We start from the raw sequence: 22,188 nt of genomic DNA, 5'->3' as shown, positions 1-22,188 counted from the left end.
AATATATCATTTAAATATCTTAAAGATAAATGCAAGCGATTATACATCACATCCACTTCATCAAAAGGGCAATGATAAGTTTTTACCCCGTTAATTCGCGATTAAGCAGATGGAATTCCCATGGCGTAAATTATTTTCTCAAATAAATATCTTGATTTTATCTCATCACAAGATATAATATCTAGCATAGATATTTGCAAGAAATATCTGTATTAAGAAAGGAGATTTTCATCATGGCATTCTTTAAACAACCACACTGCAAGCACTGCGGCGCACTACTCGATTCTTTTGCCGAGACTTTTGGCAACTACTGTCCAGAATGTGGCAAAGAACTCGACCAAAATATCGTTTATTACTAGGGGGGAGAGATATCATGGCCATCAAGAATTTTACTTTAACCCGTCAAGGACAAGAAGCCTTTGCCAAAGCGCGCACTCTCGCCAATGACAGCCGGGTGATCCAGACTGAAAATATCCTATTGGCCTTAACCCAGATTAAAGATTCATCAGCCGGTCACATGCTCTTTCAGCAACGAATTACTTCCGTCAATGTCAGCGAAGAGTTAGCGCGATCCTTCATTTCAGTTGAAGAAAAGAGCCACTTACAACACAAAATCAAGGGCATGTCCCCCTTGGCCTTTGATGCCTTTAATGAAGAGCGAAAAAGTTTTGAACAGGAGCTAAGAACCAGCCAGTTACCACTGAGTAAAGAAGCTGGTCGCAGCAAAATTGCAATCGGCGATCGTAAATACTTCGTCAGCGATGATGTCATTAGTTCCCTTGAACTAGCCAGGCAATTACAAGCCCAGCGCAACCTGACCGCAATCGAAAGCTCCGACACCGTCTTCGGAATGATCGATGCCCAGCAGAGCAACGCTTTTTTGATTATTCTAAAGCTCTTGCTGCGTTTTGGCTGGCTTCCCACTGATACTGGCAGCTATCACGATGCAATAGCAGCCCAGTTCACCACCCCGGTCTACTACCATGACGGTCGGGTTAAAGAGGAGCAAACAGCAGTTGCAGATCAGCAAAAGCACTTACCCAATCAGCTGCAACGGCGTGATTACAGCTTATTAGACGACTATGGCCGCAACCTAACTGAAGAGGCTCAGGAGCACAAGCTGCAACCCGTTATCGGTCGTCAAAAAGAGCTAGGGCATTTAGCCCTAATACTGAACCGACGCAACAAAAATAACGCCCTGCTGATTGGCCCCACTGGCGTCGGCAAAACTGCCATCGTCGAAGGTCTCGCCATGCGGATCGCGGAAGGCAAACTGCCCCTTCTAAGCGGCCGGCAGGTGATCGCCCTGGATCCTGATCGCCTGTTGCCGCTCCTCAATACAGCAGTTTCTTCTTCGGTAATCCATAAATTAATCGCCGAGCTCCGGGAGCGGCGGAACGTCATCTTATTTATCGACGAAATTCAGCTGCTCCGTCTGGCCGGCGGTTCCTGGGCAATCAACGAATTAAAACCGGCTTTGGCCCGTGGTGATTTACAATTAATCGGGGCAACAACCCCTGTAGAAAGCCAATATTTTTTCCACAACGACGAAGCATTGGCACGCCGTTTTGAAACGATTGCGGTAGCACCGTTGGCAGTCCATGATGCCAGCAAAGTAGTGCAGCGATCAGCGCCCCTCTACGAAAACTACTATCACTGCAACTACACCCGCTCGACGTTGCAACTGGCCGTAGACTTAGCCGAAGCTTACCTAAAAGTACCCCTTCCCGATTCAGCTTTAACAATTCTAGACAATGCCGGAGCTTTAACTACTGCGTCAGCCAAGCATACACCTGCGGTCGTAACAGCCTACATTACCAAACGACATCGGCTGATCAAACAACTGACCAGTGCTAAAAAGAAAACTCTCAACGAGCACCAAATTAATAAGCTACAGCACCAACTTGACCACCTGACAGAGCAATTTCGCCAAAAGAAAAATGACCGCCAGCCCCATCAATATACTATGAAGGTCCATCCCCAACAGGTGATTTCAGCAACGGAAATGATCATCGATCAGCAGATCTTACCGTCAGATATCGCCCGAATTCAGCAGCAACGGCGCGCCGCTGAGTCTTCAACATTGACACTAGCGCAACGAATGAAAGAGAAGGTGATCGGTCAGGATGCAGCAATCAACAAACTAACCGAAGCAATTGCCCTCGGTCAAGCGGGTTTAAACCGGCCAAATGCTCCCGTGGCTAGTTTCTTTTTTGCCGGCTTAACGGGAACTGGCAAAACGGAAACTGCGAAGGTGTTGGCAACCCAAGCATACGGTTCGCCCAAAGCCTTGATTCGTTTTAATATGGAAGAATTCGTTGGCATCCTGGGTGGCGCAATTCAACTGGCAAACCGGATTCTCCAGGCAATTACCGACAACCCAAAATGCATTTTACTCTTTGATGAATTTGAAAAAGCCTCGCCAGACATGCGCCAAATGTTGTTGGGAATTATGGACGACGGCAGTTTTCTACCCAGTCTGGGCGTCCACGTTGACTTCAGCCAAGCGATTATTATTATGACTTCTAACGTGGGGGCAAAGCAGCTTTATCAGCAACCACTGGGCTTTAATAATATCCAAGCAGAACAGCAGGGGATGGCCGAGCATCTGAAGCAGGCCACTTGGGAGGCGATGCACCGGATTTTCAGTCCCGAATTTCTCAATCGTCTGACGGCCACCGTTATCTTCAATCCGCTAACCGAGACAGACCTGGCCCGAATTACCCAAAAATTGCTGAAACAAAAGCAATTGCAACTCCGCAACCAGGGAATACGACTGCAGTGGAACACCGACTTGGTTGACTACCTAGTCGACAATTATGCTGATCAAAAAAACGGGGCACGGCCAATTCAGCGAGGACTTGATGAGCTGTTGAGCTACGAGGTTGCCGTCCCGATTTTAAAGAAGGAACTCCAAAAAGGCGATACCTGCACCTTAACCGTTCCTCATAATAAACCATCATCCCGGTTGAACAGTCAATCATCTAGCTAGACCCCTTAAACAAAAAGCCTTGAATCCATCGCGAATTCAAGGTCTTTTGTTTAAAACTAATATTATTCGATCAGCAAGACTAACTGGTAGTCGTCTTTGCCCAGTCATCAGTTCTCGCGTTCAATCTGCCGAACCGCATAACTGTTGCCCTCGTTGTCGGCAAAATTAACGGCCTTCATCCCGTTCAGGTTGATGACATCTCCGACCGCAACGCCCTTAGCTGCCAGATCATCGTGCAGCTTTACCACGTCGTAGCTGCCAAAACACAGTGACGGCATTGCTAAGTTGAGGTCGGGTGAAATTTGCCGGGCTAACGGCTTGCTAAAGAAATTGAGGTGAGCGTCAGAACCTTCGCGGGGTGCCACCTGAACCGAAAAAACACCATTAGCATTTTGCTCGCTGCTGACCTGTTTAAAATTCAGCTGCTCCACAAAAAAGTTGGCAACCGCTACTGGATCCTCCACGTACACCATGACGTAGCCAAAATGGTCGATCATTATACATCCTCCCAGTCCTTATTGCTTTGTTTATACCAAGATCAGGCCCAAAATGCAAATCTTGGCAGATCATGTAACCAGCCTTATTGATAGTGGATCACCGTCGGGTCAAAAGACTTAGTATCCTTAACACCGGTATACAGCATTAGGCGTGACAATTCTTGATTCATCCCCTGCACTTTCTCCACCACCGCATCTTGCCCGCCGTCCAGTAGCTCTTTCAAAATTCCCCGGCCGATCAATACCGCATCGGCCCCGAGGGCTAATGCCTTGTAGGCGTCATAGCCACTCATCAAGGATCCGTCGACGAAGACGGTCATCTGGTGGCGGTTAACTGTTCGCAAAATATCGGGTAGAATTTTCAAAGGTGGCATGCCAAACGGCACCCGGCCGTGGTGGTGGGAAACGACGATCCCCCGGCAGCCAGCGTTCTGAGCTTTCACGGCATCCTGAACCGACAGGACCCCCTTTGCGATAAAGGGCAGCTTGGTGCTGTGGACATAGCTTTGGAGGTCGCTAGCAGTGAGGGGCCCCATTGGCAGACCGTCGACCACGTCATAACCACCGTCAGCGCCCGGAACGTGGTCAATATCAATGCCGACAGCTACCGCCCCTTGGTCTGCCGCCACCTGGATCTCGCGCAAAATCCGCTGGTGGTCGGCAAACGGTTTGATGATCCGGACCGTCGCCGCTCCTTGCTGGGCAATATTAGTGAAAGTCGGGTCGTCCTCCATTCCCACCCAGTTGAGGACGCCAAGCTGCTTGGCTGCCCGGGCCTTTTCCTGCATCGGCTGGCGGTGATCATCAGCCAGCACCTGGTTCAGGTGTGAAACGGCTGCCAGGGTCAATGGTGACGTGTATTTTTTACCAAAGATCGTCGTCGTCAGATCCGGTTTGACCGCATCGATCAACCGCATCTCTACCAAAAGATGGTCTAAAAAGTTTCGATTATGCACGTTGGCATCATCGGCCCGGCCGCTCGTCACCGGGATCATCCCGGCCGGCCCCGGCCAGTGGTCCGTTGTCGGCTGGAGGGAAGCTCCCGTCTGGGCATCGCTCTTCTTTTCCGTCATTGTACACTCACCCTTTCCAAGTTTCTCTTGTTATTGTAACCAATTCAACAACGCCCTGACTACCCGCTCAGCCAAAAAGCGGCTTGGTCCCTGCCTCACCGCTTTTAATCATTTATCGCGCTGATTACTTTCCCCATTTGTTGCAAATCAAATCAGCGATTTCTTCATAGTGTGATTCTAGGGCAAAATGACCTGCGTTCAACAGGTGAATATCGACATCCGAATCATCCCGTTGAAAGGCCAAGGCGCCTGGATAGATGTAACGCGGATCGTTGCGTCCCCAAGCAACGATCAAATCTGGATGGTGCTTGCGTAAAAAGTTTTGGTAGTCCGAATAATTTTTGACGTTATTCTGGTAGTCAACCAGGAGGTCAGACTGCCGTTCCACAAAGTCATTATCTTTCTGGCTGTTGTAAATATCCATCGCGTAGCCGTCCGGACTGATTGCGTTAGCCTTTTCCCCCGTCAGGTAAAGGCTCTTGATGACATCAGGACTAAAAATCGCTTTGTACTTTTCCCGCAATTCCTGGGTTGGTTTCTTCCAGTACTGCTGACGCTCGTTCCACTCTGGTCCAAGCCCCTCCTGATAGATATTCCCGTTCTGGCTGACGATCCCTAAAATGTTGTAAGGGTGGCGACGTGCCAAGTTAAAGCCGATCGGGGCACCATCATCAAAGACATACATATAGAATTTTTCGACCCGCAATTCCTCGAGTAAGGCATCGAGGTAGTCAGTCAGGTGCTCATAAGTGTAGTTAAACTTCGTGTGGTCCGGTGCAGCTGAATTACCACAACCGATATAATCTGGCGCAATCACGTGGAAAGTCTGTCCCAGCAGTGGCATTAGATTGCGGAACATGTAGCTAGACGTTGCCGTCCCGTGCAGCAGTAGCATTACCGGCTTATCTTTTGATCCGCATTCTCGATAAAATGTTGATAGTCCTTCCACATCAATAGTCTTGTATTGCATTCTTACCCCTCCAGCTTTATTAGCAATTAGCTATAATTAAATACATTTATATTATAATGCAATTATTTAAGAATGCTATCTTTAATTTATAAATTGATCACGCTTTTCTGTTTAGCAGATCCGCGAGGTAAAGAAAAAAGCCCCGTTGACCATCCTCATTTGCCGTGATAACGAGGATTGCCAGCGAAGGCTTATTTTGTCAGCCGATTATTCATCAGTCGGCTATTTTTCAACTGGTCCCAGGTAGTTACTATTGGTACCAAACCACTTTTCGTTCAGTTTCCGCAACTGGCCATTCTTTTGCAGGTGAGCCAGTCCGGCGTTTATTTTCCGCTGCAGAGTCTTGTCACCTTTCCGCATCCCCACGCCGAAGTAGTCGGTTGGCATCTGGGAATTGTCGTAAATGCGGTAGGCCTTACTGTTAGCCATGTGATCGATATAGTAGCGGGCATAAACTTGATCCATCAGCAGTCCCTTGATCCGACCGGCATTAAGATCAATGAAGGCATCCGGATAGGTATCGTAAAGAATGGGTTTCTTATTTTTGATCTTATCCTGCAAGAGTTTGGGGTGGTCTTCTAGGGCTTGCTGCCCAGTCGAACCGGTTTGCGTTCCCAAGGCCTTCCCCTTCATGTCATTAAAGTTTTCGATGTGGTTCTTCTTCTGTGTCACTAAGACCTGGGCGTTTTGGAGGTAGCTCCGACTAAAGGCCACCTTCTTTTTCCGTTGGGGCGTGATCGAGTAGCCGTTCCACAGGCAATCAATCGTCCCGTTCTTCAGTTCAGTTTCCTTCATCGACCAATCGATCGTTTGAAAGTCGACCTTGATCCCGTACTGCTTAAAAACTTCGCGAGCCAAATCAACGTCGTAACCAACCAAGCGACCGTCTTTTTGGCGAAAACCCATCGGCACAAAGGAATCATCTAGGCCGACGATCACCTTGCCCCGACGCTGAATGCGTGACCAGGTATCCTGGTGGTTAGCCCGGTAAGTCACGTTTTGACAGCCGCTCAAGAATAACACGGGAACGGCGATCATAAACAGCAGGCAAAGCCGAAGAAGTGTTGAAATATTTTTCTTCATCTCAATGCCGCCCCCTATCTTAATCTTCTTGTCCTTCGAGCGCCTTCACCGTGAACAAATCATCGGCGACCTTTTTCGCAAAATCCATGTCGTGAGTAATGATCAGTTGGGTGGTGCCACCCTTCTTCAAATCCAGGATCATTTCGGCCACTTCGTCCCGCAAGTTCGGATCGAGGGCGGACGTTGGTTCGTCATAGCAGAGCACCTGCGGCTTCATTGCCAGTGCCCGGGCAATGGCAACCCGTTGTTTTTGCCCCCCGGAAAGCTGCCAGGGGTATTGTGATTCCACCTGGGTCAAGTCGAGTTGACGTTCCAGCTTAGCCGCTTGGGCATCGGCAGTTTCCTGGCTGATCTTCTTGACTAGCGTTGGTGCCAGGGTAATATTCTCCTTAACGCTCAGGTTCGGAAAGAGGTTAAAGTCCTGGAAGACCACCCCGAAAATCCGTTGACTATCCTTGGCGGGGTCAAAAGGCTTGTCATCTAAGGAAAATTCACCGCTATCAGCTTGCTCCATCCCCGTCAGGCAACGCAGGATCGTCGTCTTGCCGGCCCCTGATGGACCAACGATGCAAAGAATTTCGCCATCCTTGACCGTAAAGTTAATCCCGTCGAGGATTTGCCGTCCATTAAAACTCTTCTTTAAATTAGTAACTTTCAGCATTCTCAGTTCCCCCTTTGGAATTTACTTGAAGTAGGAATAACGCTTTTCGACCTTTTGCAGGCCCCAAGTGCAGATCGCAATCATAATCAGGTACATAAGAGCCACCAGTACCAGCGGTACCAGGGTGACATCCCGGGATGTTGCAACGTTGCCGGCCCGCAGCAGGTCGCCCAAGCCGATGACATAGACCAGTGAAGAATCCTTAACCAAATTGATGACTTCGTTACCAATCGACGGAATCACAATTTTAACAACCTGGGGAATCACGATCTTCCGCAAGGTCTGAGGATAGGAAAGTCCGAGCATCCGAGCCGCTTCGTATTGGCCAGTGTCAATTGATTGGAAACCGCCACGAAAGATTTCAGCAAAGTAGGCCGCGTAGTTCAGAATAAAGGCAAAGACCGCCGCGTTATAACGTTGGAAGACGATCCCAACAATCGGCAGACCGTAGAAAACGAAAATCAGTTGCAACAGTAATGGCGTTCCCCGCATCAGCCAAACATAGATCCCCAAGATCCAACGCAGGGGCGAAAACTTAGAAGTAAGACCGAGGCTCACCAAAATTCCTAGCGGCAGCGAACCAATCAAGGTCCAGAAGAAAAGTGATAATGTCACACCGCAGCCGCTGAACAGCGACGGCAAAATTTGACTAACATAGTGCAATGACATGGGTACAACCTCCTCAAAAGTTAACCAGTAAACAAAAAGCCCCCTTGGTGCCATAACACCAAGAGGACGAACTAATCGCGATTCCACCTCACGTTCGTGAATGATTCACACCATCCACCTCAACGAGTTTACTTACCGCCGAATAAAAAAGCCCTCATACTGGTCTATCCCAGCATGAGGGCGATTCCGCGGTTCCACCTCATCATGCCACTCTCTCGCGATCGTGGCCTCTACGAGTTCAATTAGTAAACTCTGTGCTGTAACGGGCGGCCCCGGACTTTCTTACTACGTTCAGAAAATCAACTCACAGATGTGATTCACGGATGATCACCGGTCCTTTTCACCAACCAGGGCCTCTCTTATCATGACCATTTCGTTACTAGTCTGTTCACTGTTATTTTTAATGTTGTTTTAATAATACACTAAGATTATAGATTGTCAAGCGTCTTTTAGAATCTTTTTATTTAACCGATTCCAGATTGTGCTTGATCGCTGCCGCCGATTTTTGGTACTTGGTCTCCTCGTCAGCTGTCAGATCAAGGGCTGGCTGGGCCAATACGCCCGCGGCGCCGACCGTTGTCGGGTGACCGATGTAGACGCCAAAGTGGTCGTCATATGACGTCGCCGGGAAAGTCCGGTGCTCATCGTTGACCACCGCCTTGACGATCGTCAGCGCCGTCATTCCAATCCCATAGTTGGTAAAGCCTTTGCCGAGGCCAACGACGTGGCCGCCCATCCGGGCTTGAGTTTCCAGATCATCCAAGTCTAGACCCGCTTCCTGAGCAATCTTAGTCATCGGCCGACCATTGACTGAAACAGAAGACCAAGCGGCAAACTGGGTCTCCCCGTGTTCCCCGATGACGTAACCGGCAACGTCAGAGATCGAAACACCTAACGCCACTGCCACCGCTCGGTGCAGCCGGGCGGTGTCCAGTGACGTCCCGGTTCCCAGTACCGACTGTTTTGGCAAGCCGGTTACTTTCTGCATCAACTGAGTGATAACGTCACATGGGTTGGAGATGCAGACCATCGTCCCGTGGAAGCCGCTCGCCTTGATGCGAGGACCAACCTCCCGGACGATCCGTGCCGAGTTGCTCAATTCGCCGACCCGGTTGTTAGATTTATCATTCGGGTTGCCCAGGACAATCTTGATGTTTCCAGCTGCAAAGACGATTACGTCGACGTCCCTTAAGGCTGCCCAATCATCATGGTAGGGAATAAACTTTACGCGCGTCGTCGTGTCCAGGTAGGCTTGCTGGTCAAAAAGATCGAATTCATCAGCGCGGGCAATCTTGTCCTGCTCGTCGATCAGGTATAATTCCTGGGCAATTCCTGCTGTAACAATATTGGTGGCAACGGTCGACCCAACATGGCCGACCCCGATAATGGCAATTTTATTCCCCATGATGATTCCTCCTAAACAAAATGAGTTATTTCTCATTATACTTTAATTATTGATTAATACAAGTCAGAAGGATAGCCGGAGATGAAATCAGTCCCGAAAATGCAATAAGTCCGCTAAGTCTTGCCGCTTGGCCCGGTACTGATTGATCTTGGTGTCAGCCGGGTAGCCAATCTCGATGCCGACCATGAAGCGTTCGTCTTCCGGCACTTCCAAGAACTGATGAAGAATTGCGGGGAAGCGTACGCTATTGTAGGTTGGAATCGAGCCTAATCCTTCCGCAGTCGCCGCCAGGAGCAGCGATTGAGCAAAAATCCCGGCATCTAAAATCGACCAGTCCGGACTTTGTTTGGGAATGGTAATGAAGAGGATCGCCGGAGCAAAATTCAGGTTATTGGCGGCCCCAGTCATCGCTTCGTGGGCTTCATCATAATTAGCAAAGTGGTGGACAATCTCGTGACCCCACTGCTTCATGTTAGCCTGCGGACGTTCCTGCCAATCGCCCCGTGACATCACTTTCAGGTCCGGATCACCGTGGTTGCCAGCCTGGTCCTGCTCCTGATAAGCCGCCTTGATTTGTTGGAGGACCTCCCCCGTGGCAGCGTAAACCTGCCATGGTTGTGAATCAACCCAGGATGGCGAACGCTGAGCGAGACTAACGAGGTGTTCGATCTGTTCCCTGCTAACTTCTTGATCCGTAAACTGGCGCACGGAATGGCGCTTGTTCATTGCTGTTTCTAGATCCATCAGGCTCAACTCCTTTTCTTGTCCGGGCCAAGCAATCATGAAAGCCCTTTCTTCAATTATAAGGGCTGGCGAGACTTGTGAAAAGCAAAACTTACTGCATAGTCCCCCACAGTGTTATTATTAAGGCAATCATTTTGAAAAAGGACGTTTCAACATGCTCTCTGATCAAGAAATTCGCCACGCCATTCAAGTGATGCGGCAGACTTTTCCCAACGCCAGCACTACCCTGGAAGCCGATTCTACCTATCACTTTCTGCTAGCAACAATTCTCAGCGCTCAGTCGACGGACAAGTCCGTCAACCAAGTCACCCCCGCGTTGTTTGCCCGCTACCCCCAAGCAACCGACCTGGCCCAGGCCTCGCTAGACGAAGTCGAACCTTACATTAAGCAGCTCGGTTTATACCACAACAAAGCCAAGTTTCTCGTCAAGTGTTCCCAGGAACTCGTCGAGCACTTTGGTGGGCAAGTTCCTAATACCCGCAAAGAATTGATGACCTTGTCCGGTGTTGGGCGCAAAGTGGCTGACGTCGTGCTCGCTGAATGTTTCGGGATCCCGGCCTTTGCTGTCGACACCCACGTCAGCCGGGTGGCTCGGCGGCTGGGGATGGTTGCCCCTCAAGCCACCCTTTTGCAAATCGAGCACCGTTTGATGGACGCCGTTCCCAAAGAACAGTGGCTCGATGGGCACCATAGTATGATTTTCTGGGGTCGCTACCAGTGCACATCACGCAACCCTAAATGTGCAACCTGTCCCCTCCAATCGATGTGTGCCTTTTATCATCAAAATTAGCTCACAAACCACCAAAACCACCTGACGCCGCTTGATGGAGCCAGGTGGTTTTCAATATCGGTTAAATTGGTGGGCCGCTTCGATTGCCCAGCGAAGGTGGTCGTAGTTGATATCACGCGGCACCGTGCAATCAGCGCCCAGAATAACGCCATTAGTGCCGGCTGCGTCCAATAGCTGTTGCACTGCCGTCTGGATCTGTTCCTTATTTCCGCTGTAAAGAACGCCCTTGGTAGAGTTGTCGAGGCCGCCCAAAACGGGCCGCCCGCCAAACAGCTTTTGTCCGGCTGCCAGGGAGTAGCCATCTGTTTTGCTAGCCCAGTTAATCACCTGCAGCGGGTAATCTTTGAACCAGTCCAGGTGGTTATATGCGCCAGCAAAACCACAAATATGGAGGATGTTCAGGTCACTGACGGCATTGATCCTTTCTTGAACGAGCTGGTCAACCGGCTCCATTACCGTGCTGAAAAAGTGAGGATTATCGAGGCGATCATCCTGAACCGACTGGGTCGAATAATAGATCCCATCAATCCCGGTTTTCATTACGGCCGCCGCGACCTTGCCAAGGTCTTGGCCGATCACTTTTAAAACGTGTAATACCAATTGCGGATCTTGGTGATACAAATCGGCAAAACGATGATCGGCTAGTTTGAGCGGCTCCACGTAGTGCTGGATCAAGGCCCACTTAAAGAGGTACATCGGCGAAAAGATCGTGACAAAGACCGGCTTATCACCTGCCAACGCCCTTTGCTGCCGGGCCAGGTCGGCCTGCTGGCTAATCCACGGATCGTCATCAGTTAGCGGTTGCAGCTTCGCCAAGTCAGCTGCTTGCTTGGGATCCTTAACACCCCGGAACGGATACGGAAAATACCCATCGAGCATCGTCTTAACAAAGTCGACATCGACCGCTTGCAAATAATCGCGGTGACCGTTCAAATTCTTCTGAATCACCGCCGGCTTTTGAAAAGCATCCGTGAATTCATTGTCCGCAAAGTGTCGCCAAAATGAAGCCGGGACCACTCCGCCTACTTCCCCTTTCAAAACACCGAGCACTGTTTCTTTCGCTAGAGCCATTGCCATTCCTCCTGAAAAGTTGTTTATCTCCAGTTTATCAGGAATTGTCCCAGATCGCTATTTACTAGGTGGGACGGGCATTGTAGTGCTATTTCTGTTGTTGTGGGAAAGTCAAGAGCACCAGGAGAACGACTAGCATCACACTTAGAGCAATAATTTGATTTAGCATTGCACTTACCTCCGATTCATTTTTTGCTGATGATTTAAGTATAGTGGGGCAAGCTGTCCGCGAAAATTATCAAAAATCAATGCTAGTATACGCATATAGCATACTATGTTGCTTAAAAAAGGCGGTCGGAGAGACCACCAGCTTCTTTTATCCACGCAAAACTCGATTCACAGCCGCTGTGTGTTCCCGCAGCAATTGAGCGAACCAATCGACCGCCCGGGCCTGAACCGGGTGGTCAGTAATGATTTTTTCCATCCAAACCATATCGTACCACCGGTCGAATTTGTACCCACACTGGTGAAACCGGCCAACTAGGCGGTAACCCAGGTGCTGGTGAAATTCTGCACTGTTGGCCGTCAGGTGGGGATCAGGACGGCTGGGATAGGCGATACAAGCGTTGAGATTAGTCAAGCCCATCAACCGTGCCAGCTGTTCGATGGCCGCATATAACTTAGCGCCAACCCCCTGGTGGCGAGCATCCCGGGCAACATAAATTGATGTTTCCGCAGCCCAATCATAGGCCTTGCGTGCCCCAAAGCGCCCCAGATAAGCGTAGCCCAGGAGCCGTCCACCTTTCGTTGCCACGAGATAGGGATAATTCTGCATCGTCTTGGTGATCCGCCGCCGAAATTCGGCCACCAGCGGCACCCGGTATTCAAAAGTGATCGCCGTATGCTCAACGTAGGGCGCGTATATATCAAGTAGTTGCGGTGCATCATCTGGATGTGCTAAGCGAAGTTCAATCCTCTCTGTCATCTCCATCACTCTCCGATCCCACAAATTGCATTTGAGTATAGCACCCTCCAGGCAAATCAAAAAGCACCTTTCCGCCCTCGTCGGGTGAAAAGATGCTGATCTATCAATCATTTAGTCATTTGCGTGGACGTCAAAGGCACTCAGCAAGGAATCCGCAACTCCGGGAGCATCTGGATCATGCATCCCCTGCCCCTTATCAAGACCGCGAATAGCGTCCATTTCATCACTCGTCAGTTCAAAATCAAAGATTTCCGCATTAGACTTAATCCGTGCTTCGTGAACGGACTTTGGGAAGACGATGACCCCTTCTTGGTGTTCAAAACGCAGAATAATTTGGCCAACGTTCTTGTCGTACTTTTTGGCCAGTCGTTGGAGAACCGGTTCCTGGAACAAATCGGCATTGCCTTGTCCCAGCGGTGCCCAAGCTTCCAATGCCACGTGTTCCTTAGCCATGATCTGCCGCAATGGCCGTTGCTGGAAATAAGGGTTGAATTCGACCTGGTTGACAGCCGGAGTGACATTTGCAAAAGCGTCTTTCCACTTAGCCCAAAGCTTAGGTGTGAAGTTAGAACCCCCGATTGAGCGGAGCTTTCCCGCTTGTTGTGCTTCTTCCATTGCCCGCCAGGCTTCGTCAACCTTACCGTAAGGCTGGTGGATCAGATATAGGTCCAAGTAATCCAGCCCCATTTTGGCCAAGGTGTTATCGATCGTCTTTTTGGCATCCTCGTAAGCGTAATCCTGCAGCCACAGCTTGGAAGTAACCCAAATTTGATCGCGTGGGATCCCGCTGTCCTTAATGGCCTTGCCGACTTCTTGTTCATTAAAGTAGGCTTCCGCCGTATCGATGTGGCGGTAACCAAGCTTCAGTGCTGACAAAACGGCCTGGTAAGTGGAACCGTCAGCTGGAATTTGGAAGACCCCGAAACCGAATGACGGAATCTCGTGACCATCGTTTAATTTAAAAGTTGGAATTTGCATTATTTTGCCCTCCTCGTAATTGTACTTTCATATCTTGTTTTTATTGTAGCGATGACAAAAGCACTAGCAAAGTAAAACCGTTCTATACTAGTATGCGTCGATGGTATACTCAGTGTTGTGAGCTAATTCGGTCGTATTTAAAACTGCACTCTTCCAAATGATCATTGACCAAGCCGACTGCTTGCAAGAATGAATAGATCGTCGTCGGCCCGACAAAGCGAAATCCCTGCTGCTTCAACTTCCCGGCCAGTTTTACTGATAAGTCAGTCTTGGCTGGGACATCGGCAAGCTGTTGAGGATGGTGGACAATCACCTGGGGGACCGCTTCATGCAGCAGCTGGGCAAGTGATTGGCCTTTTTCGTGCATTGAAACGAGCACCCGGGCATTATTGATAGTTGCCATGATTTTTCGGCGGTTGCGGATAATCCCGGGATCATTCATCAGCCGCTTATAATCAACCTCGTCAAAGCGTGCCACTTTCGTCACGTCAAAGCCCGCAAATGCTTGCCGGTAATGATCCCGTTTTTTCAGGATCGTTAGCCAGGACAAGCCCGCCTGGGCACTCTCCAACACCAACATTTCATAAAGGTAGTCTTCATTTAAATTCAACCGGCCCCACTCATGGTCATGATAATCACGATAGAGCGGATCGGCGATGCCCGCCCACGGACAACGTTGAACCGTCATCAGAAACATCTTCTTTCTTTTGCCACTTCAACATCGCTGAGCTTGTTGGACTCTGATAACTTTTAGACGGTGCTGACACCACAATAGCGCCTCGCCCGGATCCAACCGAGCCGCCCTCGTACGATCCCAGTTGCTCGTCTGTGATAGTGCAGCCAGTTCTTCGGGGGTGGTCAGTTGATGGATAAGCAGGTTGGTAAATTGCGACCGCAACCGCGCCGGCAGGTCCAGTGGCGACTGGGTCGTCAAGGTTAGCGATAAGCGAACCTTACGTCCCTCCCGTAGCACCTGAAAAATACCATTAGTAGACAAATCATGTAGATCAGTCGGCAGATAGCGATGGGCCTCATCGATAACCGCGGTGACTGGTCGCGGCCGAACTTGCTGGATTTGGTCCGCTAGCAGCTGTTTCATCAGTAGTGAAATCACCACCCGCTGAGCGGGGCCAAAGCGCCGGAGAGCTGATAAGTCAATCACCAGGGTTCGCCGTGATGTATGCTGGCTGACAAACATCTTTAAAGCAAAAAACAAGTCTGTTTTTACTTGGCCGCGCTGAGGATCCGGATCAAACAGAATCCGAAATTCTCGACTGACCATTCGCTCACGAATCGTCGTCAAAGTATCCCAGCACTGGCTGATTTGCTGGCGAGCATAGTCTTGCCCTAAAAGCGAGTAATCAACTTTTTCGTCAGTACAGGGAATTATGAATTCTTCAACCAACTGCCGAGCCAGTAGCCGCGGCTGGTAGGAGCGGGCCCAATCGCCGAGTTGCTCGAGCTGGCGCTGGTAATCGCGAATCGGCACTCCCAGCTTGACGTAGGGTTGCGCTGTTTGGACGAGATTTTGTTGGATCCGCAGAGCGTTGATGGCCGAGTGCAGTTTTTCTCTTAGGACCGGTCCCAGTTTTAAGCTCAGCGCCTGACATAACTGGTCAACAGTCAGATGCCCAGGATCTAGATAGGCATTAATCCCAAGCTGATAGCGAACAGCATGCGATAGGTGCCGGTACTCGCCGGTCGGGTCCAAAACGATCGCGGTATGATTCAGTTCCTGAAGCCGGTGGAGCAAGGCTAGAGTGGTCGTGGTTTTGCCACTGCCGGTCTGACCAACGATTAAAAGGTGACGCTGCACCAGTGCCTGCACATCATCGAATGCCTGCCCGTCCTGACCAATTGCAAATTCTTGTTTTGGCATCGCACTTCTCCTTTTCAAATCAGATTCTCGCTAGCTGATTGACTTCATTTCCCGGGAAAATTCGGTGACAAGCAAAATCAGCTGGGAAAACTCACATGCATTATATAATATAGGCAACTCTAACAGAAAGAAGCACTTGATAATGACTAATCATGACAACGGTCAATCGCTGCGACAATTCGTTCAGCGGATGACACAATCGCCCGCTTATCAACGTGGCAATGCCCCACAATTTGCCTCTGAGCAAGTCACCCGCAACCCACAATCGCCACTGAATGGCAAAAGAATCGCCTTTCTCGGTTCCTCGGTGACCGCTGGTTTCGCTGCCCGAGGGCGATCATTTGTCGATTACCTAGTCGCCCGCGATGGGATCATCGCCACCAAATCAGCGGTTTCCGGCACTACCCTGGCTGGCCATGACCAAGGCGGCTACCTGGTTCGGCTTCAGCGCGACTTTCCAACTTCTAACAAATACGATCTCTTTGTCTGCCAGCTATCAACCAACGATAATCGACATGGCAAGAACCTCGGCCAGCGCACTCCTCCCGAGCAACGGGATCGCTTTGACGAAACTACAACCCTCGGCGCAATCGAGCGGATCTGTCAGTATGTCAGTTGCGAGCTACACTGTCCGCTTGCCTTTTACACCTGTTTGCAGGATGATTCGGCCGGCAAGTACGCTACCCTGATCCAACAACTGCAACAACTCGCGGCAAAGTGGAATTTCGCTATCATCGACCTTTTCCACAATCAGGAGCTACGGACCCAGACAGCGGCACAACCTGATGCAATGTTTGATGACGTCCACCCCACCCAAGAGGGTTATTACCAGATTTGGCTACCAGTCTTTGAAAAGGAATTAACGCAAATCCTCGCCAGCAAGAAAGGAAAATAATAATGAAAAGCTATGATGAAATTTTAATTGGTTCCGGTCCGGCCGCCTACCGGTTATCCAACCTGCTCGCTACAACCGATCATCGCGTCCTCGTCGTCGAGGGCTTTGAATATGGTGGCACCTGCCCTAACTACGGCTGTGAGCCTAAGATTTTCCTGGAAGGCGCGGCGCGGGCAGTTCTCCAGTCCCAACAACTGCTGGGGCGGGGCATTAAAACCCCAGCAACTTTGGACTGGTCCGCGCTCATGAAGACCAAGCTTGATCGTTTCAATCCTTGGCCGGGCCAAACCAGCGAGATCATCAGCAAGAGCCATGACGTGGTCGACGGCTATGCCCGCTTCGTCAATGCCCACACGATCGAAGTCGCGGGACAGCATTACCATGGCAAAAACATTATCATCGCTACCGGTCAAACACCTAACATCCTCGACATTCCTGGCAAGGACCTGCTTCACACCAGTTACGACGTCTTATCCATGACTGAGCTCCCGAAGAAGATGGCTTTTATCGGCGGTGGATTCGTCGCTCTTGAATTAGCCACGCTCGTCGCGGCAGCCGGAGCCGACGTTACGATTATTGTGCATTCCGACCGCCTGCTTCGTGAATTCCCGGTCAATGAAACCATAGCCCTGGGAAAAGACATGGCCAAGCGGGGCATTCACTTTGCCTATAACACCAACCTGCAAGCAATCCAGCAAACCAAGCAAGGTCTGCTCCTCCAAACTGATAAGGGAACCATGACCAGCGACTACGTAGTCGACGCCACTGGCCGCCACCCGAATATTGATCGCCTGGGGCTGGAAAAAGCTGACATTCAGCACGATCGGCACGGCATTGCTGTCGATTCACATCTGATGACTTCAGCTAAGGATGTTTACGCCATCGGTGACGTCGTCAATCGAAAGCAGCCAAAACTGACCCCAGTTGCTGAATTTGAAGGTCAGTACCTGTTTGACCTTCTCACGGGGCAAAATCCTGAGCCAATTCATTACCCGACAGTTGCCCGGGCCACCTTTACTTTCCCTGAAATCGCCCAAGTCGGCATCAATCCTGACGACGTACAAAAGAAAGCTGACTATCAAATCAAGACGATTCCGCTAAATGGTGCGAGTCTTTATGCTGGCCAAAACGACCAGACCACTACCCTCACCCTGGTCTTTAGTCATCACCAACTCGTCGGAGCCAGTGAAATTGGCGACCACGCAGCCGACGATATCAACAATTTTTTGCCGGTGATCGGCCTCAAAATCAGTGGTCAGCAATATCGGCAAGCGCTGATTGCCATTTACCCCGCCTTGGCTGATAAAGTAGCTAGTCTCCTCCAGTAATTGATCATATCTAGTTTTAAAGACTAGACCAATTAGTAAACAGAATTGCTATTAAAGCGCTTCCAAGATATAATGGTGGAGGTTTAATTTTCGAAACCAAATTAAAAAAAGGAAGTGCATTTGATAATGCAAAAAAGCAAAGTCCACACGAGCTATCACCGGCTCCGTCTGCAAGTCTTTATGGGTATCTTCATCGGCTATGCCGGTTACTACCTGCTACGTAACAATTTTTCCATTGCCATCCCCGGTTTGCTTAAGGAAGGATTCAGCAAAGCCGAACTGGGCTTTGCCCTCTCCGCCGTTTCGCTGGCCTACGGGATCAGCAAATTTGTGATGGGAATTGTTTCTGACCGCAGTGACGCGCGAATTTTCCTGCCCCTCGGTCTCTTCCTCGTTTCAATCGTCAACTTGGCGCTAGGCTTCATCCCCGCCCTTACCAGCAATATTGCGATGATGTTTATTATGCTGTTCATTGTTGGCTGGTTCCAGGGAATGGGCTGGCCTCCCTGCGGTCGGGTTCTCGTCCACTGGTTCTCGGTGAACGAGCGTGGCGGTAAAACCGCGCTATGGAATACCGCCCACAACGTCGGCGGCGGCCTCATGGCGCCCCTGGCCAACTGGGGAATTGCTGTAATCGCGGCCAGCTCACTGGCGATCAAGAGCTATAACGGGGCTTTTATCATTCCCGCGATTGCCGGCTTCATTATCGCCATCATTGCTTTTTTGCTCGTCCGCAACAGTCCCGAAAAGATGGGATTGCCGCCGATCGAAGAATACCGCAATGACTATCCGAATAAAGAGCACCAGCTCAGCGAACATAACTATTCCACCAAGGAACTGCTCTTCCAGCACGTCCTCAATAACAAGTGGATCTGGGTCATTGCGGTGGCTAACATCTTTGTCTACCTCGTCCGTTACGGGGTAGAAAACTGGCTACCAACCTACCTAACCGAAGTCAAACACATCACTCTCAGCACGGCTTCGACTTCCTATCTCTGGTACGAATTAGCCGGGATTCCCGGCACCTTGATTGCCGGCTGGGTCTCTGATCACGTCTTTCACGGCCGTCGGGGCCCTGCTAGTTTCTGCTTCATGGTCCTGGTTTCTGTCTTCTTACTGATTTACATCTCCGCCAACTCATTGACGGTGATCAACATCGCGCTCGTGGCAATCGGCTTCTTGATCTATGGACCAGTCATGCTGATCGGCCTCCAATCCCTCGACCTGGTTCCAAAGAAAGCGGCCGGGACTGCCGCCGGATTGACCGGCCTCTTTGGCTACTTCTTCGGTTCTTTCTCGGCCAATGCAATCCTCGGTTGGGTCGTTGACGTTGCCGGCTGGCACATGGGCTTTATGCTGATTTTAGCTGCCAGCGTCCTTGCCTGTCTGATCTTCTTGACAACATGGAACGTTCGTGGTCAGTCGGTAATGAAATAATCTCTGCATATTTTAAAGAGCAGCGTAGGCTTTTTCCGCGCTGCTCTTTTTAAGCTTGACAAGGTGAGTAAATACTCACTAAAATTAAAGCAGCCAGTGAGTGAGTGTTTACTCACCAAGGAGGAATTCTGATGGAAACCACTATTGCACTACAACACCTTAAAAAGGCTTTTGGCAAGCAACAAGTCTTACGCGATATCGATTTCACCGTTCACCAAGGCGAAATCGTTGGCCTGATTGGCCCGTCCGGAGCCGGCAAATCAACAGTCATCAAAACAATGCTTGGCATGGAGCGTGCCGATGGCGGCCAGGCCTTCATCCTCCAGCAGCCAATGCCCAACCGGCTCATTCTCGGCAGAATTGGATACATGGCCCAGTCCGACGCACTGTATGAAGACCTGACAGCCAAGGAGAATCTTCAATTCTTCGGTCAAATGAAGGGCCTGCGCAAAGCAAAACTCGCCCAAGAAATCAGCCACGTCAGCCAAGTGGTGGATTTAACCGCAGATCTCAATAAGCTGGTGAAGGGTTATTCAGGCGGGATGAAGCGGCGGTTATCACTGGCGATCGCCCTGCTCGGGACACCCGAATTGCTGATCTTAGATGAACCGACCGTCGGCATTGACCCCGCCCTGCGCCGCCAAATCTGGCGAGAACTAGCGACTATTCGGGACCAGGGTCGCAGTGTCCTGGTTACCACCCACGTGATGTCAGAAGCCGAGGCAACTGACCGGGTAGCCCTCCTTATCGGTGGGCAAATTGTCGCCTTTGATCAGCCGCAAAAGTTGGAAAAACAATATGACGTGCCGACGATTGAAGACGTCTTTCTCCAAGCTGAAAAGGAGGCAGTGAAATAATGCGTATTTTAGCGATTACCCAGCGGGTTTTAAAAGAATTGATGCGTGACAAACGTACTCTGGCACTGATGTTTTTCGCTCCCATCCTGGTGATGTGGCTGATGAACGTCATGTTCTCGGCCAATTCCAACACGCACGTCAATTTGGCAACCGTCAACGTCAGCTCATCATTGCAACGACGCATCGATAATGTCAAAGATGTCACGATTCATCCAGTGGCCAGCGAGCAGCGCGCCCAGGACCAGCTCCGCCAACAGAGTGTCGATGGAATCATCTACTACCATGACGGCCGATACGAAGTAACTTACGCCAATACGGATGCTAGCAAAACGGCCCTAACCAAGCAAGCCCTTAAAGCCGGCTTGACCCAACAGACGATTGGGACTCTGACCGGCACGGTCCGTCAGCTGCAGCACACCCTTGCCAGCACGAATCCACAAGCCGGTCGTGCCTTGCCCCAGCAGGCGGCCAAACAATCCCCGACAGCCCCTAAAATCAACAACCACTACAATTATGGCGACGAGAACACTAATTTCTTTGCCAAAATCATCCCCATCCTGATGGGCTTCTTTATCTTCTTCTTCGTCTTCCTGGTATCCGGGATGGGCTTGTTAGGCGAGCGTACCAGCGGAACCCTGGGTCGGCTCTTAGCCACTCCTGTCAAGCGCAGCGAAATCGTTTATGGCTACATGCTCAGTTACGGGATCATCGCCGTTCTCCAATCAATCGTCATTGTCCTAGCCACTATCTGGCTGTTAAAAGTCGAAGTCGTCGGTAACGTCGTCAGCATCATTTTTATCAGTATGCTCTTGGCCCTAATCGCGCTGGCCTTCGGAATTCTCCTCTCAACTCTGGCCAATTCTGAATTCCAGATGATGCAATTCATTCCAATCGTGATCGTCCCCCAGATCTTTTTCTCTGGAATCATCCCCCTGGATTCGATGGCTGCTTGGGTCCGTTACATTGGCAAGGTCCTGCCACTCACCTACGCTGGTGACGCCCTGAGCAGCATTGTGCTCAAGGGTGTCTCGATCAACCAGCTCGGCGGGGACATCCTCGCTCTGCTGATCTTCTTGATCATTCTCGTGATCTTAAATATCATTGGTTTGAAACGCTACCGAAAGGTTTAAAGGGAGGTATCAAAATGGCTCAAGTCTTACCATCCTATGAACGATCAATCGCTGAATCCAAAATTCCGGCGGGCAAGAAAAAAGTCCTCTTAGCAGCAATTCATCTTTTCGCCAAGCAGGGCTTTCATGCGACTACGACGGCAGCGATTGCCAAGGAGTCGGGAATGAGCGAGGGGACAATTTACAAATACTTTTCATCCAAAAAAGATCTGCTGATCGCCTTGCTAACCCCACTCCTCATTGCCATCCGCGACAACTTTTTCAGCAAACTCAACCAAGCTCACTCCCTCGATCAGCTAGTAGACTTCATCATCAATGACCGCCTCAACTTTGCCTTTGACAATTTTGAGTTGATCCAGATTCTGCTGCAAGAAGTCCTCACTGATCGCAGTATGCTAGCGTCCTTGGCACCCTTGCTCAATGCCGAGGATGGTTTAAACCAGGAGATCAGACAGCTCCAGAAAACTTATCCAGCCATCAACCAGCAACTGGTGCCGAGCCAAATCATCCGCATCTTGCTGGGACCACTCCTGGTTTATGTTGGCCAGGTCAAGCTGGTAGGAATCCGATCTCATAACAAGCAATTCGAGCGGCAAATCATCCACCAGCAGATCGTGGCCGGTTTAACCGTTAAATGATCACCAAAAAATAACGCAAGAATGACCAGGGTTGAAACTAGTGCATGTTGCACGAGCCACCTTCACTTCATTCTTGCGTTTTTTGTTTACGACGAATTGTCAAACTAAGTGCAACGGTTCTTCAAAAAATATCTCAAACGGTGTTTGATAGTTTAATATTTTTCTA

The 22,188-nt window shown here is 50.1% G+C and carries 22 protein-coding genes and 1 other annotated feature; of the genes, 9 read left to right on the top strand and 13 right to left on the bottom strand.

Translation table 11 applies throughout. From position 1 onward, the window contains the following. Window positions 1–233 precede the first annotated feature (233 nt). Together QOR82_RS01425 and QOR82_RS01420 are read left to right on the top strand one after the other, a co-directional pair. Entirely contained in the window at window positions 234–359 is a 126-nt protein-coding gene (locus tag QOR82_RS01425) for a hypothetical protein (RefSeq protein WP_283582988.1), read from the top strand. 14 nt (window positions 360–373) lie between these two features. Further along, window positions 374–2,992 (top strand): AAA family ATPase, encoded by a 2,619-nt coding sequence (locus QOR82_RS01420; RefSeq protein WP_283582987.1) that lies wholly within the window; start codon window positions 374–376, stop codon window positions 2,990–2,992. Window positions 2,993–3,099: 107 nt separating this feature from the next. On the opposite strand, the gene QOR82_RS01415 is transcribed toward QOR82_RS01420, so the two are convergent. From QOR82_RS01415 to QOR82_RS01380, 8 genes are all read right to left on the bottom strand, one after another. Beyond that, window positions 3,100–3,489, bottom strand: coding sequence for a VOC family protein (locus QOR82_RS01415; protein ID WP_283582986.1), 390 nt, complete (start codon window positions 3,487–3,489; stop codon window positions 3,100–3,102). A gap of 83 nt (window positions 3,490–3,572) precedes the next feature. Beyond that, entirely contained in the window at window positions 3,573–4,562 is a 990-nt protein-coding gene (locus QOR82_RS01410) for an alpha-hydroxy-acid oxidizing protein (RefSeq protein WP_283582985.1), read from the bottom strand. A gap of 124 nt (window positions 4,563–4,686) precedes the next feature. Beyond that, entirely contained in the window at window positions 4,687–5,532 is an 846-nt protein-coding gene (locus tag QOR82_RS01405) for an alpha/beta fold hydrolase (RefSeq protein WP_283582984.1), read from the bottom strand. Window positions 5,533–5,754: 222 nt separating this feature from the next. Beyond that, on the bottom strand, window positions 5,755–6,570 hold the full coding sequence (locus QOR82_RS01400; RefSeq protein ID WP_408612901.1) for an amino acid ABC transporter substrate-binding protein: 816 nt from the start codon (window positions 6,568–6,570) through the stop codon (window positions 5,755–5,757). Window positions 6,571–6,634: 64 nt separating this feature from the next. Beyond that, window positions 6,635–7,276: an amino acid ABC transporter ATP-binding protein gene (locus QOR82_RS01395; RefSeq protein ID WP_283582982.1), complete on the bottom strand. Its 642-nt coding sequence runs from the start codon at window positions 7,274–7,276 to the stop codon at window positions 6,635–6,637. A gap of 21 nt (window positions 7,277–7,297) precedes the next feature. Then, window positions 7,298–7,945 (bottom strand): amino acid ABC transporter permease, encoded by a 648-nt coding sequence (locus QOR82_RS01390; RefSeq protein WP_283582981.1) that lies wholly within the window; start codon window positions 7,943–7,945, stop codon window positions 7,298–7,300. A 59-nt stretch (window positions 7,946–8,004) separates the two neighbouring features. Beyond that, window positions 8,005–8,346, bottom strand: a binding site (T-box leader). A gap of 59 nt (window positions 8,347–8,405) precedes the next feature. After that, window positions 8,406–9,350 (bottom strand): lactate/malate family dehydrogenase, encoded by a 945-nt coding sequence (locus QOR82_RS01385; protein WP_283582980.1) that lies wholly within the window; start codon window positions 9,348–9,350, stop codon window positions 8,406–8,408. An 87-nt stretch (window positions 9,351–9,437) separates the two neighbouring features. Next, on the bottom strand, window positions 9,438–10,094 hold the full coding sequence (locus QOR82_RS01380) for a nitroreductase (RefSeq protein ID WP_283582979.1): 657 nt from the start codon (window positions 10,092–10,094) through the stop codon (window positions 9,438–9,440). Window positions 10,095–10,248: 154 nt separating this feature from the next. Between QOR82_RS01380 and nth the strand changes: the two genes are divergently transcribed. Further along, entirely contained in the window at window positions 10,249–10,884 is a 636-nt protein-coding gene (nth, locus tag QOR82_RS01375) for an endonuclease III (protein ID WP_283582978.1), read from the top strand. A 51-nt stretch (window positions 10,885–10,935) separates the two neighbouring features. Here nth and QOR82_RS01370 read toward each other — a convergent pair whose 3' ends face one another. From QOR82_RS01370 to QOR82_RS01350, 5 genes are all read right to left on the bottom strand, one after another. Beyond that, window positions 10,936–11,955 carry a uroporphyrinogen decarboxylase family protein gene (locus QOR82_RS01370; RefSeq protein WP_283582977.1) on the bottom strand — a complete coding sequence of 340 codons (1,020 nt, stop codon included), beginning with the start codon at window positions 11,953–11,955 and terminating at the stop codon, window positions 10,936–10,938. Window positions 11,956–12,271: 316 nt separating this feature from the next. Next, window positions 12,272–12,880 carry a GNAT family N-acetyltransferase gene (locus QOR82_RS01365; protein ID WP_283582976.1) on the bottom strand — a complete coding sequence of 203 codons (609 nt, stop codon included), beginning with the start codon at window positions 12,878–12,880 and terminating at the stop codon, window positions 12,272–12,274. Between the two features lie 111 nt (window positions 12,881–12,991). Further along, window positions 12,992–13,858: an aldo/keto reductase gene (locus tag QOR82_RS01360; protein WP_283582975.1), complete on the bottom strand. Its 867-nt coding sequence runs from the start codon at window positions 13,856–13,858 to the stop codon at window positions 12,992–12,994. 109 nt (window positions 13,859–13,967) lie between these two features. Continuing rightward, window positions 13,968–14,546, bottom strand: coding sequence for a DNA-3-methyladenine glycosylase I (locus QOR82_RS01355; RefSeq protein ID WP_283582974.1), 579 nt, complete (start codon window positions 14,544–14,546; stop codon window positions 13,968–13,970). 27 nt (window positions 14,547–14,573) lie between these two features. Continuing rightward, on the bottom strand, window positions 14,574–15,737 hold the full coding sequence (locus QOR82_RS01350; protein ID WP_283582973.1) for an ATP-binding protein: 1,164 nt from the start codon (window positions 15,735–15,737) through the stop codon (window positions 14,574–14,576). Window positions 15,738–15,879: 142 nt separating this feature from the next. On the opposite strand from QOR82_RS01350, the gene QOR82_RS01345 reads away from it, so the two are divergent. From QOR82_RS01345 to QOR82_RS01320, 6 genes are all read left to right on the top strand, one after another. Continuing rightward, a complete protein-coding gene (locus tag QOR82_RS01345) occupies window positions 15,880–16,632 on the top strand; it encodes an SGNH/GDSL hydrolase family protein (protein WP_283582972.1) in 753 nt (250 codons plus the stop codon). A 2-nt stretch (window positions 16,633–16,634) separates the two neighbouring features. Beyond that, entirely contained in the window at window positions 16,635–17,960 is a 1,326-nt protein-coding gene (locus QOR82_RS01340) for a dihydrolipoyl dehydrogenase family protein (protein WP_283582971.1), read from the top strand. A 126-nt stretch (window positions 17,961–18,086) separates the two neighbouring features. Then, entirely contained in the window at window positions 18,087–19,397 is a 1,311-nt protein-coding gene (gene pgtP, locus QOR82_RS01335) for a phosphoglycerate transporter protein PgtP (RefSeq protein WP_283582970.1), read from the top strand. Window positions 19,398–19,528: 131 nt separating this feature from the next. Then, window positions 19,529–20,254, top strand: a complete 726-nt coding sequence (locus QOR82_RS01330; RefSeq protein ID WP_283582969.1) for an ABC transporter ATP-binding protein — start codon at window positions 19,529–19,531, stop codon at window positions 20,252–20,254. Beyond that, window positions 20,254–21,384 (top strand): ABC transporter permease, encoded by a 1,131-nt coding sequence (locus QOR82_RS01325; protein ID WP_283582968.1) that lies wholly within the window; start codon window positions 20,254–20,256, stop codon window positions 21,382–21,384. Before QOR82_RS01330 ends, QOR82_RS01325 begins: the two co-directional genes overlap by 1 nt. A 14-nt stretch (window positions 21,385–21,398) precedes the next feature. Beyond that, entirely contained in the window at window positions 21,399–22,022 is a 624-nt protein-coding gene (locus QOR82_RS01320; protein ID WP_283582967.1) for a TetR/AcrR family transcriptional regulator, read from the top strand. Window positions 22,023–22,188: the final 166 nt, after the last annotated feature.

Origin of the sequence: Limosilactobacillus difficilis (genome assembly GCF_947387495.1) — a bacterium.
In the GTDB taxonomy this organism is placed as follows: Bacteria; Bacillota; Bacilli; order Lactobacillales; family Lactobacillaceae; genus Limosilactobacillus; species Limosilactobacillus difficilis.
Note: the sequence above shows the minus strand (reverse complement) of the source record. Positions and strands in the feature narration are given on the sequence as shown.

Excerpts from the sequence above, each read along its gene's own strand:
- QOR82_RS01325 (WP_283582968.1), top strand. The coding sequence starts at position 20,254 with ATGCGTATTTTAGCGATTACCCAGCGGGTTTTAAAAGAATTGATGCGT.
- QOR82_RS01385 (WP_283582980.1), bottom strand. The coding sequence starts at position 9,350 with ATGGGGAATAAAATTGCCATTATCGGGGTCGGCCATGTTGGGTCGACC.
- QOR82_RS01350 (WP_283582973.1), bottom strand. The coding sequence starts at position 15,737 with ATGCCAAAACAAGAATTTGCAATTGGTCAGGACGGGCAGGCATTCGAT.
- pgtP (WP_283582970.1), top strand. The coding sequence starts at position 18,087 with ATGCAAAAAAGCAAAGTCCACACGAGCTATCACCGGCTCCGTCTGCAA.
- QOR82_RS01410 (WP_283582985.1), bottom strand. The coding sequence starts at position 4,562 with ATGACGGAAAAGAAGAGCGATGCCCAGACGGGAGCTTCCCTCCAGCCG.
- QOR82_RS01400 (WP_408612901.1), bottom strand. The coding sequence starts at position 6,570 with ATGATCGCCGTTCCCGTGTTATTCTTGAGCGGCTGTCAAAACGTGACT.
- QOR82_RS01355 (WP_283582974.1), bottom strand. The coding sequence starts at position 14,546 with ATGACGGTTCAACGTTGTCCGTGGGCGGGCATCGCCGATCCGCTCTAT.
- QOR82_RS01395 (WP_283582982.1), bottom strand. The coding sequence starts at position 7,276 with ATGCTGAAAGTTACTAATTTAAAGAAGAGTTTTAATGGACGGCAAATC.
- QOR82_RS01380 (WP_283582979.1), bottom strand. The coding sequence starts at position 10,094 with ATGGATCTAGAAACAGCAATGAACAAGCGCCATTCCGTGCGCCAGTTT.
- QOR82_RS01345 (WP_283582972.1), top strand. The coding sequence starts at position 15,880 with ATGACTAATCATGACAACGGTCAATCGCTGCGACAATTCGTTCAGCGG.
- QOR82_RS01420 (WP_283582987.1), top strand. The coding sequence starts at position 374 with ATGGCCATCAAGAATTTTACTTTAACCCGTCAAGGACAAGAAGCCTTT.
- QOR82_RS01340 (WP_283582971.1), top strand. The coding sequence starts at position 16,635 with ATGAAAAGCTATGATGAAATTTTAATTGGTTCCGGTCCGGCCGCCTAC.
- QOR82_RS01390 (WP_283582981.1), bottom strand. The coding sequence starts at position 7,945 with ATGTCATTGCACTATGTTAGTCAAATTTTGCCGTCGCTGTTCAGCGGC.
- QOR82_RS01320 (WP_283582967.1), top strand. The coding sequence starts at position 21,399 with ATGGCTCAAGTCTTACCATCCTATGAACGATCAATCGCTGAATCCAAA.
- QOR82_RS01370 (WP_283582977.1), bottom strand. The coding sequence starts at position 11,955 with ATGGCTCTAGCGAAAGAAACAGTGCTCGGTGTTTTGAAAGGGGAAGTA.
- QOR82_RS01365 (WP_283582976.1), bottom strand. The coding sequence starts at position 12,880 with ATGACAGAGAGGATTGAACTTCGCTTAGCACATCCAGATGATGCACCG.
- QOR82_RS01360 (WP_283582975.1), bottom strand. The coding sequence starts at position 13,858 with ATGCAAATTCCAACTTTTAAATTAAACGATGGTCACGAGATTCCGTCA.
- nth (WP_283582978.1), top strand. The coding sequence starts at position 10,249 with ATGCTCTCTGATCAAGAAATTCGCCACGCCATTCAAGTGATGCGGCAG.
- QOR82_RS01330 (WP_283582969.1), top strand. The coding sequence starts at position 19,529 with ATGGAAACCACTATTGCACTACAACACCTTAAAAAGGCTTTTGGCAAG.
- QOR82_RS01405 (WP_283582984.1), bottom strand. The coding sequence starts at position 5,532 with ATGCAATACAAGACTATTGATGTGGAAGGACTATCAACATTTTATCGA.
- QOR82_RS01425 (WP_283582988.1), top strand. The coding sequence starts at position 234 with ATGGCATTCTTTAAACAACCACACTGCAAGCACTGCGGCGCACTACTC.
- QOR82_RS01415 (WP_283582986.1), bottom strand. The coding sequence starts at position 3,489 with ATGATCGACCATTTTGGCTACGTCATGGTGTACGTGGAGGATCCAGTA.